Here is a 12,611-nt window from a genome sequence, read left to right as displayed (position 1 = left end):
CTCTTCGAGTCGCCAAGACACGCCGACCGGCTGCCCCCAGGATCGGCGTGTCTTGGCGACTCGCACGTACGGGGGCGGTTCAGGCCAGGCCGTGGCGGTGCGCGTAGACGACGGCCGCGACACGATCGCGCGCGCCGAGCTTCTGCAGCACGTTCGACACGTGCGTCTTGACCGTCGCCTCGCCGATGTACAGGCGCTGGGCGATCTCGGCGTTGCTGAGCGCCTGCGCCACGAGCCGCAGCACCTCGTCCTCGCGGTCGGTGAGCTCGACTATCGGGGGCCCGGCCGGCGACGCGGCGGGTGAGGCCGCGGGGGTGTCGGCCGCCGGGCTCGCGGAGGGCGGGACCGTGACCGGGGTCTCCGCGAACCGCGCGATCACGCGCCGGGTGACCTCGGGAGCGAGCAGCGCGTCGCCGGCAGCGGCGACCCGCACGGCGTTCACCAGCTCCTCGGGACCGGCGTTCTTGAGCAGGAATCCGCTCGCCCCCGCCGAGAGCGACGCGAACAGGTAGTCGTCGCGGTCGAAGGTCGTCACGATCACGACCGCCGCGGACACCGTCCGGTCGGCCACGATGAGCCGCGTCGCCTCGAGCCCGTCCATGTCGGGCATCTGCACGTCCATGCACACGACATCGGGGTGCAGAGCGGATGCCGCCGCCACGCCCTCGACGCCGGTCGCCGCCTCGCCCACCACGACGATGTCGTCGGCCGCCTCGAGGATCATGCGGAACCCCGCGCGCATGACGGCGTGGTCGTCGACGAGCAGCACCCGGATCGCCGGCGCGGTCACGCGACGACCCGCTCGTGGCGCGGGACGCGCAGGCGCACCAGGAAGCCGCCGCGAGCCCGCGGTGCCGCCTCGAGGGTGCCGCCCGACGCCGCGGCGCGCTCGCGCATGCCGACGATGCCCAGACCCGGACGGACCGGAAAGGCGGAGCGCCCGGTGTTGGTGATCTCGAGCTCGACCGCGTCGGCGCCGTACCGCAGGCGCACGTCGGCCGAGGCATCCGCTCCGCCGTGTCGCCGCGCGTTGGTGAGCGCCTCCTGCGCGACGCGGTAGATGTTGACCTGCGCGACGTCGGAGAGGGGCACTTCGTCCCCCACGATGGTGAGCGTCGTGGGCAGGCCGTTCTCGGTGGCGTGCTCGACCAGGGCGGGGAGTCCCGCGAGGCGGACGGTCGAGGCGTTCGGCGCGTCGCCGTGGGGTGTGCGCAGCGTCTCGAGCAGGTGCCGCAGCTCATCCAGTGCGGAGCGCGCGGACTGCTCGATGCCGGTGAGCGCGGCCCGCGCGGCGTCGGGGTCGCGGTCCATCACGGCGCGCGCCGCGCCGGCCTGCACGCCCATCGCCGAGACGTGGTGGGCGACGACGTCGTGCAGCTCCCGTGCGATGCGGACGCGGTCCAGGGCAACCGCCTGTGCGGCCGTCACCTCGCGTTCGGCCTCGAGCTCGCGCGTGCGGTCCTGGAGCGCGGCGCGCTCGAGCGCGGATGCGTAGGCGCGGTCGCCCATGTAGTACGCGCCGCCGAAGAACGCGGCATTCACGAGGAACTGGATCAGCATGAACGCGACGAAGGGCGAGAAGAGGCCTTCGCGGGACAGACCCTCTTCGGTCGGCGCGGTCGCCGACTGGAACGTGGTGATGAGCAGCCACACGAACATGGCGATGATGATCGCGACCCTCACGTACAGCGCCCGGCGCCGGTCGTCGACCCACGCGCCGACCGTGTAGATCGCGATGAAGAGGGCGATGTTCCCCACGTAGATCTCGGGGATGCGCAGCGACACACCGACGATGAACACGATCGCGACGACGACGGCGACGACCTCGGGGAAGCGGCGGCGCAGCGCCAGCGGCGCCGTGAGGCCGAACGAATACAGAAGGCCCCACTGCATCCCCTGCGCGGAGTCGGTGCCGTAGACGCCGGCGACGGAGCCGAGCGCCGCACTGAGGATCGCCCCGAGGAGCAGTCCCGCGGCGAGCCACATGTCGTTGCGCAGCCCGGCGGCGGTCGCCGGGTCGCGGCGGCGGGCGGACGGGGTGTCGGACATCCCTCCACGCTACGGGGGAGCGCGGTGGCGCGGCATCCCCCGTATGACGGAGACCCTGCTTGCTATTGACAAGCGTGATTGCTTTTTGCAAGTATCGGGTCATCGCCGGGGCGGCCCCGGCGCAGCGACCGGCAAGGAGCAGGGCAATGACGCACATCTTCGTCAACGTTCCGACGAACGACCTCGAGAGGTCGAAGGCGTTCTACACGGCGCTCGGCGCCGAGATCAACCCGCTGTTCACCGACGAGAACGCGGCGTGCATCGTCTGGGCCGACAACATCCAGATGATGGTGCTCACGACGGAGTACCTGGGCACGTTCACCGACAAGCCGATCATCGACCCGCGCACGCACGCCCAGGTGCAGATCGGGTTCAGCCGCGAGTCCCGCGAAGAGGTCGATCGCGTGCTCGAGGCGGGACTGGCCAACGGCGGGTCCGAGCCCCGTCCCGCGCAGGACTACGGGTTCATGTACAGCCGCGATCTCGACGACCCGGACGGCAACGGCCTGGCCTTCCTGTTCATGGAGCCGCAGGCGGCGGAGCAGGGTCCCGACGCCTACGTGGCGGAGCAGGCGCAGGCGTAGGTGGCCTCCCGCAGCTACGGGCAGTACTGCGGGGTCACGACCGCCGTCGAGCTGATCGGGGAGCGGTGGGCGCTGCTCATCGTCCGCGATCTGCTCGTCGGCCCGCGTCGGTACACCGACCTCAGGCAGGGGCTGCCGCGAATCCCCACGAACATCCTCTCCACCCGGCTCAAGGAGCTGCAGGAGGGTGGGGTGGTGCGCCGTGTGCCGCTCGCGAACTGCGGGCTCGTGTACGAGCTCACGCGCTACGGGCGCGAGCTCGAGCCCATCGTGCTCGCCCTCGGACGATGGGGATTCGTTCAGATGGGCGAGCCGGGGCCGGGCGACGTCGTCACCGCCGACTCTCTGACGATGGCGCTGCGCACCGCGTTCCGGCCGGAGGTCGCAGCATCCGTCCCGCCCGCCGACTACGAGGTGCATGTCGCCGATGTCGCACTGCGCGTGCAGGTGGACGGCTCGGACCTGCGCATCGTCCAGCTCGCACCGTCGGCCCCACCGGTCGGGCGCGCGCGTCAGCAAGCCGGGGGTGTGGGGCGGAGCCCCGTGGGGCAGGGCGTTCCCGCGGGGGAGCCCGAGCTTGTCTTCGCGGCGGGCCCGGGCATCCGCCGGCTCATCTCGGGAGAACTGACGCCCGCGGAGGCGATCGACCTCGAGGTGCTCGCCGTCGTCTCCGGCGATGAGACCCTCCTCGAGCGTTTCGCCGACGTCTTCAAGATCGACGCGACCGCGGTGGTCGCCGCCTGAAAGGACCGGCCATGACCGGACGTATCACCATCGACCTCTTCACCACTCTCGACGGCGTCGCGCAGGCGCCGGGCGGACCCGACGAGGACCCCTCGCACGGATTCCCGTACGGGGGATGGCAGGCTCCTGTCGACGACGACCTGGTGGGCGAGGTCATCATGGCCGGGATCGAACGCATGGACGCGCTCGTGCTCGGCCGCCGGACGTACGACATCTTCGCGGACTACTGGCCGAATCACACGGAGGGCGAGGGTGCCGGGGTGATCGGGCGAAAGTTCGACGCGATCCCCAAGTACGTCGCCTCACGCGGGACGATCGACCTCGCGTGGCAGGGTGCCATGCAGCTGGGGCCGGATGCCGCGGCCGACGTCGCCGCCCTCCGCGACAGGCACGACGAGATCCACGTCATCGGCAGCATCGACTTCGTGCAGTCGCTGCTGGCGGCCGAGGCGTACGACGAACTCGCCCTGTGGGTGTATCCGCTTGTGCTCGGGCAGGGGAAGAAGGTGTTCCCCGATGGCGCGGCGCCGGCGAATCTGAAGCTCCTCGCCCCGCCGCTGACCGGGCCGAAGGGCGCAGTTCTGCTCCGCTATGGCCCGAACGGTCAGCCGACGACGGGTGACATGTCGGTGGTCGACTTCGGCTGACCCCGTGACGTCGTGACGACGACCACGCCGCGACCTAGAAGATCATCGGGCGGTCGTCGTCGTCGGGCCCGTCGAGGTCGAGATCCACGACGACGGGCACGTGATCGCTCGGTGCCTCGCCCTTGCGCTCGTCGCGGTGGATGCGCGCTCCCGCGACGGCATCGGCGAGGGCGTGGGAGCCGAGGATGAAGTCGATGCGCATGCCCTCGTTGCGGGGGAAGCGGAGCTGCTTGTAGTCCCAGTAGGTGAAGCCGGTCGGGACGAGCGGACGCACCACGTCGTGCAGGCCGGCCGCCTCGAGCGCCGCGAACGCCTCGCGCTCGGGCGGGGAGACGTGGGTCGCGAAGCCCTGGACCACCGTGGGGTCGCCGTTGTCGGCATCCGTCGGAGCGATGTTGAAGTCGCCGACGAGCGCGAGAGCGAGGTCGGGATTCGCTGCGAGGGACGCCCGCGTGTACTGCTCGAGGGCGGCGAGCCACTCGAGCTTGTAGAAGTAGTGCGGGTCGCCGAGCGATCGTCCGTTGGGGACGTACAGGCTCCACACCTCGACACCGCCGACGGTCGCGGCGATGGCGCGGGCCTCGTGCGGGGCGTCCGGCCCGTTGTGGCCCTTCTCGAATCCCGGCATTGCGGGGAACGCCGTGCGCACGTCGGTGAGGGGCTCACGACTGGCGATCGCGACGCCGTTCCACTGCGAGAAGCCGTGGGCCTCGACGTGGTAGCCGGCCTCTTCGAAGCGGTCGAAGGGGAACTGCTCGACCTTGCACTTGATCTCCTGCATCGCGAGCACGTCGATGTGCTCGCGCACCGCGAAGTCGACGATGCGGTCGACCCGCGCACGGATGGAGTTGACGTTCCACGTGGCCAGGCGCATGGAGTCCAGCCTAGGCGGGGGCTCGGACGCCGCGGACCCCTTGCCGGGGAGTCGGACCGCTGGAGGTCGCACCCCTCCGGGGGAGTCGGACCGCTGGAGGTCGCACCCCTCCGGGGGAGTCGGACCGCTGGAGGTCGCACCCCTCCGGGGGAGTCGCACCGCTGGAGGTCGCACCCTCCCGGGAGTCGCACCGACCGAGTTCGCCCCCCGGGAGTCGCACCGCTGGAGGTCGCACCCTCCGGGGAGTCGCACCGCTGAAGGTCGAACCCTCTCGGGAGACGCACCGACCGAGTTCGCCGCCCGGGAGACGCACCGACCGATTTCGCACGCCCGGAATCGACGCCGCGCTCAGCGGAGGGGTCGGTCAGAAGGGTGCGTGGGCTGTTCCCCCGGCCGACGGTCGGAAGTGGGGGATGGGTCGTTCGGGGTCGACGCGATAATGTCTGCCGGTGGGCGAGGTCCACAGGAGCGCGCCTCCGGTGCCCGGGATCTGCTCGACGGTCCAGCCGCCATGGTGCTTGACGGTGTGGTGTCCGGTGCAGAGCGGGGCGTGGTTGGTGAGAGCGGTGTGCCCGCCGTGCTCCCACGCGATGGTGTGGTCGATCTCGCATCGGGAGGCGGGGATGCCGCACCCGGGGGCCATGCACCGGTCCGCCCGCCACCGGACGAGCTTCCGCAGTCCGGGAGGGGGTCGGTATCGGGTGCGGCCGACGGAGAGGATCATGCCGGTCTCGGGGTGGGTGAGGACCCGCATCCAGGACTCCTCCCCACCGCACAGCTCCCGCGCTGTCCCGAGAGGGATGGGTCCGATGCCCTCCACCGTCGCCGGGGCGAGCGCGCGCGTGTGTCGGTCGGCGTCGTCCTCGGCGAGGAGGGCGAGAGCGGGGACGGTGACCGTGACGGTCGCCCGGATCCCGCGAGCATCGGCGGGGTGCTCCGTGCAGTCCCCGTCGATGAGGAGGTCGCAGAGCACGTCGGCGCGAGTCTGATCCAGCGTCCGGACGTCATCGGCGCCGTGGGCGTCGTCGGAGCCGGGACCTCCCTCGGTGTCGGGGGCTCGTCCGGTGAGGGCTTTGGCGATCGCAGAGATCCGGGAGTGGATCGCGTGCGCTTCCACCGCAGGCACGAGCGCGTGCAGCCACGCCATCCCGTCGGCGGCCGGTTCGACGAGGATCCGCCGCTGGGCCACGGCGTGCTCGTGCCGTTCGGTGAGGGTCGCGGACTCCTCGGTCTCGAGAATCCGCCGCAATGCCCGCCGGAACGACCCCACCGGAAGCTCCTCGGCGAGAGCCACCGCCCGCCCCGTCACACGGTCCCGCACTTCGGCGGTGGTCGCGTCGAGCAGCTCGACGAGGACCTGCGCATGACGTTCGGTGATCCGCGCTCGGCCGAGGGAGTCGAGCGCGGACGGGTACCGGTGGACGAGCGCTTCGGCGCGGGCGAGCAGCATCCCCGTCGCATGCTCGGTCACCCGCAGCGCCGCCGCGAGCTCGAGCCGCAGCGACCGCTCCACGATCGCCGCCACCCCACCGCCATACCGGGCGGCATCCGCCAGCGCGTTCTGTCGCAGCGCGTCCACACGTGCGAACTGCTCCGCCGCGAACACCGCCATCATCCCGGCGACCTCGGTCACCAACTCCACATCATCCGGAACAGGCGGAAACCACTCGGCCGCCTCCGCGTCATCAGGCATCGGCGGAAGCCAGCACGCGTCAGGGTCGGGCGGCGCATCCGCGGCATCCCACCCATCCGCCTGATCAAATCTCATACGATGAGCGTAGAACATAGGTACGACAAAAGAGTGGAGACAATGGCCAGACTGTGGATAACAATGACGAATGTCTGTCCGACGGAGTAGCGTCGCCTCGAGCGGCATCCGGTCGCGGACGGAGGTTCTCATGCTGCAGCAGATCGCGGCCGGCGTGTGGGTCCACGAGAGCGATTTCCTCAAGAGCAACACGGTCATCGTGCAGGGGCGAGACGGAGTGCTGCTCATCGACCCCGGCATCACGACCGTGGAGCTGGACGACATCGCCGCAGACCTGCGGCATCTCGGACAGCGCGTCGTCGCCGGCTTCTCGACCCACCCGCATTGGGACCACGTGCTCTGGCACCCGGACTTCGGCGACGTGCCCCGCTACGGCACGGCCGTCGGCGCCGCCACCATGGCGGCGTTCCTCTCGCAGCCGGGGTGGGCAGACGACATCGCGGAGGGCCTTCCTCCTGAGCACGCCGATGAGATCCCGATGGAGCTGCTCGGTCTCATCAGCGGGCTCCCGCCGGAAGCGAACGAGATCCCGTGGGACGGCCCGAGAGTCAGCGTGCTCGAGCACCGGGGTCACTCCGAGGGCCACGCGGCTCTGCTGATCGAGGACAGTCGAGTGCTGGTCGTGGGCGACATGCTGTCCGACATCCTGATGCCGTTCCTCGATCTGCAGGCGCACCACCCGATCGAGGACTACCTCTCGGCTTTGCAGCTGTTCGAGAGCGTGGCGGACCGAGCGGATGCTGTCATCCCCGGTCACGGTTCGGTCGGCGACGCCGCTGAGCTGCATGCCCGGATCGATCTCGACCTCGCGTACGTGCGAGCTCTGCGTGACGGCGACGAGCCCGACGATCCGCGCGTGGGCCCGGGCGCGCCGCTGGACTGGCTGCCCGACATTCACCGCTGGCAGATGCAGCGTCTGCGCGAGCTGCGGGGCGAGCCCGAGTGAGCGGGGGCAGAGGGGAGGCCGGATCCCCGGTGGAGCACGTCGCGTTCTTCCGCAATGTGAATCAGGGTCAACGCGGGCATCCGTCCACCTCGGGCCTGCTGGCGGCCTTCGCCGACGCCGGATGCACCGGCGCCGTCGCTTTCCAGAGCAACGGCACCGTCGTCTTCACCTCCCACGACGCCGCCGGCGTGCTGCCGGACGTGCGGGCGGCGCTGACCGCACGATCCGGCGTCGATCGTGAGGTCTTCGCGATGCCGCTGCCTCGGGTCGCCGCGCTCGTTGATGCGCACGCCGCCGCACCGGATGCCGCGCACCGCGAACTCACCCTCCACGCCGGAGGTGTCATCGACATCGACGATCCCGCCGTCATCGACGAGGCGGCGCACCGGCGGTGCCGCTTCGTCGAGGCTGGCGACGGATGGGCGGTCACGGCAAACGAGCGCGACCGCGAATCGAACGCGACGCCGGTGGTCGAGCGTCTCACCGGCCGGCCGGCGACCTCGCGCGGACTTCCCACCTTGATCCGACTCGTCGATCGGTTCGCGACGTAGGGCGAGGAGGGCGGCGAGCCAGGTGCTTGTCGCGCGGCGGTCGCGGTGGCAGGCTCAGCGTCACACCCACCGAGAGGGGAACACTCATGCGCCACAAAGCGCTCGTCGCCGCCGCTGCGGCCCTCCTTCTGATCGGGCTCGGCTCCGCGCCGGCCCAGGCGATCACGGACGGCGTCCCAGACGGCGACGGCCACCCGAATGTCGGGCTCATGGTGGCCCAGACCGAGGACGGCACCCCGCTGTGGAGATGCAGCGGCACGCTGATCTCGCCGACGGTGTACATCACGGCCGGTCACTGCACCTTCGGTGCGGAGCATGTCGAGATCTGGTTCCAGAGCGACCTCGAGCCCACTCCCGCGGCGTTGGGCTATCCCTTCACCGGACAGGTGAGCGGAACGCCCTACACACACCCGCAGTACGACGACGCCGCCTTCTATCTGTACGACCTGGGCATCGTGGTGCTCGACGAGCCCGTGGTCGTCGCCGAGTACGGCGAGCTGCCGGCTCTGAATCAGCTCGACGGGTACACCAAGCAGGCAAAGAAGAACGCGTGGTTCACCGCGGTCGGGTACGGGCTGCAGAAGAGCTTCCCCGATGCCGCATCGTGGAAGGACCAGGCGTACAAGACGCGCATGGTGTCCACGCCCAAGCTGAACCAGATCAACACGGGGTTCACGGGCGACGCGTCGCTGCTGCTGTCGAACAACGCCCACACCGGAGGCACCTGCTCCGGTGACTCCGGAGGTCCGAACTTCATCGGCGACACCAACGTCATCGCCGGCGTCACGTCCTTCGGGCTCAACAGCGCGTGCGCCGGAACGGGCGGCGTGTACCGCGTCGACCGCGCCGACGACCTCGACTGGATCTACGCCGAGTTCGGCGACCTGCTCCCGTAGCGGCCGCGCTGAGCGAGTACGCCGAGGGCCGGTGCGACCAGATCGCACCGGCCCTCGGGTGCGCCGCGGCATCCGTAGAATCGGACCCATGACCGCCGCCTCCACTGCCGAGCTCGAAGCCGACCGCCAGTACCTCATCGCGCTGATCCAGGACGAGGCCGTCTTCCACGGCGACTTCACCCTCTCGAGCGGCAAGAAGGCGACCTACTACGTCGACATGCGCAAGCTCACCCTGGACCACCGTGCAGCTCCCGCGATCGGCCGGATCATGCTCGACCTGATCCGCGATGTCGACGGCATCGTCGCGGTCGGCGGGCTCACCCTCGGCGCCGACCCCATCGCGAACTCGGTGATGCACGAATCCGCGCGCACCCCGCGCCCCCTCGACGCGTTCGTCGTGCGCAAGGAGCCGAAGGACCACGGTCGCGGGCGTCAGGTCGAAGGGGCGGATGTCGCGGGCAAGCGGGTCGTCGTCCTCGAAGACACCTCGACCACCGGTCAGTCAGCCCTCAAGGCCGTCGAGGCTCTGCGGCGCGAAGGCGCCGAGCCGATCGCCGTCGCGGTGATCGTCGACCGCAAGACCGGTGCGCAGGCCGCGGTCGAGGCCGAGGGCCTGCAGTGGCTGGCCGCCATCGACCTCGACGACCTGGGCCTCGCCCCCCAGTAGCCACGCCGGCCTGTCGTCAAAAACGGAGGAGAAACGCCGGGGTGGGCGCCCGTCCGGCAGGCGTCATGCGGCGTTTCTCCTCCGTTTTTTGCAGCCGGCGCCCAAGCGGCCCGGGGCGCGGCCCTGTGCGGCCGGGCATGCAGCGGGCGGCCCAGCGCCGCCCCAGCGCGCCGCGCCCGCCCGCGCCGGCGGCTATCGGGTCGGCTTCGTCGAGCGCGCGCCCGCGCGAACGAACTCGGCAGAGGCGAGGAGAGCGTCCCGAGAAGGGATGTAGTCGAATCCGAACTGACGCGGGGCGTCCGCCCCGTCGACGTCCGCGTTGAGCCCGAGACCCTCCGCGGCAGTCCTCAGCAAAGGCACGAAAGTCGCCATCGCGCGGATCAGCCAGTCCGGCGCGACCCGCCCGCTGAGGCCGGCTTCCGGGTACGCGCCCGCGAGGATGCCGGCCATCTCGGGAACGGACAGCGCTCCCGCGTTGCCGGGGAAGCGCTGGCCCACCGCGCTCTCGTGCGCAAGTGCCCGCACGTGCATGCGGGCGACATCGCGGACGTCGACCACCGGCATGTGCAGTCGGGGATACATCGGCATCCGACCGGTGACCAGCTGCTCGACGAGCTTCAGCGACGTGCCGTAGTGCTCGTCCATCGCCGGTCCGAAGACCATCCCGGGATTGATCGTCGTCAGCCGCATCTCGGGGTGCTCGGCGACGAAGCGCCAGGCAGCCTTTTCGGCGAGAGTCTTGGACGCCTCGTAGGGGGTCGTCTTCGGGCCCATCGGATCGGTCCAGTCCTCACGCGTCTTGACGCGCGACCACTCCTGATCGGCGGGTTTGTAGATCGCCCCGCACGTGGACGTCATGACGACTCGCGTCACGCCGGCCGACTGCGCGGCGCGCAGCGCCCGCACCGTGCCGTCCACTGCCGGGCGGATCACGTCCTGCGGGTCCTTCGGCGGAGCGCTCGGGAACGGCGAGGCCGTGTGGATGAGGGCATCCACCCCGGTCACGGCGGCATCCCATCCCTCGTCGGCCGTGAGGTCGAGGTTCACGAACTCCACGGGCGCACCGGGGAACAGCGCCTCGAGCTGCGCTCGCCGAGCAGGCGAGCGGACCGCCGCACGCACCGTCCGATCGGATTCGAGCAGCTCTCTCACGATGTGCTTCGCGATGAAGCCGGATGCTCCGGTGACGAGCACGGGCTTGGTCGACATCATTCGTCCTTCGCGGCGCTCCATCAGTCGCGGTCGTCTCCGCGATTGCGCCGCCACTGCCACACCAACACGATGAGCGTGCCCACGAGCACGATCGCCGTCGCAGCGAACAGCAGATTCTGCTCGAACTCGGTCATGCCGGACGCCTCCCCTCCGCGGCATCCGCCACGATCTTCGCGATCCGGGCCGCCCGCGTCTCTGGCCGTCGCGCCATGTCGACGAGGGAGACCCCGAGCTTCTTCGCCGACGGCGGGAACGCGTCCCACGCCGCGCGCGCTGCGGGATCCGCGTTGAGCGCGGCTGCGAGGTCGTCGGGCTCGATCCCGGCCTCGGCGTTGTCGAGCACGGTCCACGCGCCGTTGGCCCGGGCGACCTCGACCGCTCGAGTTCCCGCCTCCGTCATGAGCCCGGCCGCCTCGAGCTCGATGAGGCGCGCCTTGTTGGTGGCCGCCCAGCCGCTGGACGACCGCCGCGGAGCGAACCACAGGCCGCCCCGTGCCTCGTCGAACGTGCGCACCGGGCCGTCGATCCAGCCGAAGCACAGCGCGTGCCGGATCGCGTCCTCGTACTCGACGAACGTCAGACCCGACCCAGGACGCGCGCGCACCAGCCACGCGCCCGTGGATGAGCGGTGATTGCGCTCCAGCCAGTCACGCCAGGCCGCGGCATCCGCAGCCTCCACTTTCTCGCCGTCATCGAGCGCGCCCATGCGGCGACCCTACCGGTCACCGCGGACGCCTCACGTCCGCGACGGCCGGCCCGTCCCGCGACCACCGGCACCGAAGGAACCGGTTCAGGTTACGGCGGCCGCTTCCTCCGCGGCGGCGGCGCGACCGGGGCGGCGGCGCTCCCACGCGTCGAGGATGTGCGTGCGCATCGCCTGCTCCGCGGCGTCGGGATCGCGCTGCGCGATGGCCGCGTACACCGCCTCGTGCTCGGCGAGGGTGATCTCGAGCTGGCTGCGCAGGGAGTAGCGGCTGCTCGCGAGCGCCTGCCGGAACAGCGTCTTCACGATCGAGTCGGCCAGGCGGTTGGTCGACATCTCTCCGACGATCGAGTGGAACACGACGTCGGCCTTCGCGAACGACGGCTCGTCCTGCACGGTGTCGCGCATCGACTGCAGCGCGGCCGCCAGCCGCTCCAGCTGTTCGGGGGAGACGGATGCTGCGGCATCCCGTGCGATCACCGCTTCGAGTGCCGCACGCACGACGCTCAGATCGTCCAGGGTGCCGAGCGTCGCATCGTTGTCGACGAGCGCCGACAGCACGGTGTCGTCGACCATCTTCCACGACGAGGGCGGGGAGACCTGCGTCCCGCGTCCCTGCGTGACGGTGACGAGCCCCTTCTCCTCGACCCGCTTCACCGACTCGCGGATCACGGTGCGGCTCACGCCGAACTGCTCGCACAGCACGGCCTCGGGGGGCAGGCTCGTCCCCGGAGCGAGGTCCCCGCGCACGATCGCGTCGACGAGCTCGGCGACGACGGTGACCCCCAACCGCGGAGACTTCGCACGGACAGCGAACGCCGGTGTTCCGTTGCTCATGGCCAACCTCCCTCTGCAGACCCTAGTCTCGTCCATTCCGGGGACGGATCGAATCCAGTCAAACGATTGCGTATGACATCATACGTGTGATGTAATGCCTACCACCCGACATGACTGTCGTCGAAGATGCCGA

The 12,611-nt window shown here is 70.5% G+C and carries 14 protein-coding genes; 7 read left to right on the top strand and 7 right to left on the bottom strand.

The window, feature by feature from the left end:
* Positions 1–79 precede the first annotated feature (79 nt).
* Entirely contained in the window at positions 80–742 is a 663-nt protein-coding gene (locus tag ASD93_RS12525) for a response regulator (RefSeq protein ID WP_056124483.1), read from the bottom strand.
* Between the two features lie 44 nt (positions 743–786).
* Positions 787–2,049, bottom strand: a complete 1,263-nt coding sequence (locus tag ASD93_RS12520; RefSeq protein WP_056123038.1) for a sensor histidine kinase — start codon at positions 2,047–2,049, stop codon at positions 787–789.
* A 146-nt stretch (positions 2,050–2,195) separates the two neighbouring features.
* On the opposite strand from ASD93_RS12520, the gene ASD93_RS12515 reads away from it, so the two are divergent.
* The 3 genes from ASD93_RS12515 to ASD93_RS12505 are packed head-to-tail and all read left to right on the top strand — an operon-like array spanning position 2,196 to position 4,024.
* Positions 2,196–2,633, top strand: coding sequence for a VOC family protein (locus tag ASD93_RS12515; RefSeq protein WP_056123035.1), 438 nt, complete (start codon positions 2,196–2,198; stop codon positions 2,631–2,633).
* Positions 2,634–3,377, top strand: a complete 744-nt coding sequence (locus ASD93_RS12510; protein WP_056123031.1) for a winged helix-turn-helix transcriptional regulator — start codon at positions 2,634–2,636, stop codon at positions 3,375–3,377.
* Between the two features lie 11 nt (positions 3,378–3,388).
* Positions 3,389–4,024, top strand: coding sequence for a dihydrofolate reductase family protein (locus tag ASD93_RS12505; RefSeq protein WP_056123028.1), 636 nt, complete (start codon positions 3,389–3,391; stop codon positions 4,022–4,024).
* Between the two features lie 34 nt (positions 4,025–4,058).
* Here ASD93_RS12505 and ASD93_RS12500 read toward each other — a convergent pair whose 3' ends face one another.
* Together ASD93_RS12500 and ASD93_RS12495 are read right to left on the bottom strand one after the other, a co-directional pair.
* A complete protein-coding gene (locus ASD93_RS12500; protein ID WP_056123025.1) occupies positions 4,059–4,898 on the bottom strand; it encodes an exodeoxyribonuclease III in 840 nt (279 codons plus the stop codon).
* A gap of 364 nt (positions 4,899–5,262) precedes the next feature.
* Positions 5,263–6,666: an HNH endonuclease signature motif containing protein gene (locus tag ASD93_RS12495; RefSeq protein ID WP_235566953.1), complete on the bottom strand. Its 1,404-nt coding sequence runs from the start codon at positions 6,664–6,666 to the stop codon at positions 5,263–5,265.
* A 130-nt stretch (positions 6,667–6,796) separates the two neighbouring features.
* Here ASD93_RS12495 and ASD93_RS12490 point away from each other — a divergent pair, with 130 nt between their 5' ends.
* The 4 genes from ASD93_RS12490 (at position 6,797) to pyrE (ending at position 9,726) form a co-directional block, all read left to right on the top strand.
* Positions 6,797–7,612 carry an MBL fold metallo-hydrolase gene (locus ASD93_RS12490; RefSeq protein WP_056123020.1) on the top strand — a complete coding sequence of 272 codons (816 nt, stop codon included), beginning with the start codon at positions 6,797–6,799 and terminating at the stop codon, positions 7,610–7,612.
* A 29-nt stretch (positions 7,613–7,641) separates the two neighbouring features.
* Positions 7,642–8,163 (top strand): DUF1697 domain-containing protein, encoded by a 522-nt coding sequence (locus ASD93_RS12485; RefSeq protein ID WP_056123018.1) that lies wholly within the window; start codon positions 7,642–7,644, stop codon positions 8,161–8,163.
* Between the two features lie 86 nt (positions 8,164–8,249).
* Entirely contained in the window at positions 8,250–9,059 is an 810-nt protein-coding gene (locus ASD93_RS12480) for a S1 family peptidase (protein WP_056123015.1), read from the top strand.
* 88 nt (positions 9,060–9,147) lie between these two features.
* The gene (gene pyrE / locus ASD93_RS12475; RefSeq protein ID WP_056123012.1) at positions 9,148–9,726 is read left to right on the top strand and encodes an orotate phosphoribosyltransferase; all 579 of its coding nucleotides are present in this window, start codon (positions 9,148–9,150) and stop codon (positions 9,724–9,726) included.
* Positions 9,727–9,918: 192 nt separating this feature from the next.
* Here pyrE and ASD93_RS12470 read toward each other — a convergent pair whose 3' ends face one another.
* From ASD93_RS12470 to ASD93_RS12460, 3 genes are all read right to left on the bottom strand, one after another.
* Positions 9,919–10,935, bottom strand: a complete 1,017-nt coding sequence (locus ASD93_RS12470; RefSeq protein ID WP_162253396.1) for an SDR family oxidoreductase — start codon at positions 10,933–10,935, stop codon at positions 9,919–9,921.
* Positions 10,936–11,068: 133 nt separating this feature from the next.
* Positions 11,069–11,644, bottom strand: a complete 576-nt coding sequence (locus ASD93_RS12465; protein ID WP_056123006.1) for a YdeI/OmpD-associated family protein — start codon at positions 11,642–11,644, stop codon at positions 11,069–11,071.
* Positions 11,645–11,728: 84 nt separating this feature from the next.
* Positions 11,729–12,478 carry a FadR/GntR family transcriptional regulator gene (locus ASD93_RS12460; protein WP_056123003.1) on the bottom strand — a complete coding sequence of 250 codons (750 nt, stop codon included), beginning with the start codon at positions 12,476–12,478 and terminating at the stop codon, positions 11,729–11,731.
* Positions 12,479–12,611 lie beyond the last annotated feature (133 nt).

This window comes from Microbacterium sp. Root180, from assembly GCF_001428485.1.
Classification (GTDB): Bacteria; Actinomycetota; Actinomycetes; order Actinomycetales; family Microbacteriaceae; genus Microbacterium.
The sequence above is the reverse complement of the archived record's forward strand: the minus strand, read 5'-3'. Positions and strand labels throughout refer to the sequence as shown.

Bases quoted from the DNA above. Each gene is read 5' to 3' on its own strand.
- ASD93_RS12515 (WP_056123035.1), top strand. From the start codon at position 2,196: ATGACGCACATCTTCGTCAACGTTCCGACGAACGACCTCGAGAGGTCG.
- ASD93_RS12460 (WP_056123003.1), bottom strand. From the start codon at position 12,478: ATGAGCAACGGAACACCGGCGTTCGCTGTCCGTGCGAAGTCTCCGCGG.
- ASD93_RS12495 (WP_235566953.1), bottom strand. From the start codon at position 6,666: ATGAGATTTGATCAGGCGGATGGGTGGGATGCCGCGGATGCGCCGCCC.
- ASD93_RS12500 (WP_056123025.1), bottom strand. From the start codon at position 4,898: ATGCGCCTGGCCACGTGGAACGTCAACTCCATCCGTGCGCGGGTCGAC.
- ASD93_RS12525 (WP_056124483.1), bottom strand. From the start codon at position 742: ATGCGCGCGGGGTTCCGCATGATCCTCGAGGCGGCCGACGACATCGTC.
- pyrE (WP_056123012.1), top strand. From the start codon at position 9,148: ATGACCGCCGCCTCCACTGCCGAGCTCGAAGCCGACCGCCAGTACCTC.
- ASD93_RS12520 (WP_056123038.1), bottom strand. From the start codon at position 2,049: ATGTCCGACACCCCGTCCGCCCGCCGCCGCGACCCGGCGACCGCCGCC.
- ASD93_RS12490 (WP_056123020.1), top strand. From the start codon at position 6,797: ATGCTGCAGCAGATCGCGGCCGGCGTGTGGGTCCACGAGAGCGATTTC.
- ASD93_RS12470 (WP_162253396.1), bottom strand. From the start codon at position 10,935: ATGTCGACCAAGCCCGTGCTCGTCACCGGAGCATCCGGCTTCATCGCG.
- ASD93_RS12465 (WP_056123006.1), bottom strand. From the start codon at position 11,644: ATGGGCGCGCTCGATGACGGCGAGAAAGTGGAGGCTGCGGATGCCGCG.
- ASD93_RS12505 (WP_056123028.1), top strand. From the start codon at position 3,389: ATGACCGGACGTATCACCATCGACCTCTTCACCACTCTCGACGGCGTC.
- ASD93_RS12480 (WP_056123015.1), top strand. From the start codon at position 8,250: ATGCGCCACAAAGCGCTCGTCGCCGCCGCTGCGGCCCTCCTTCTGATC.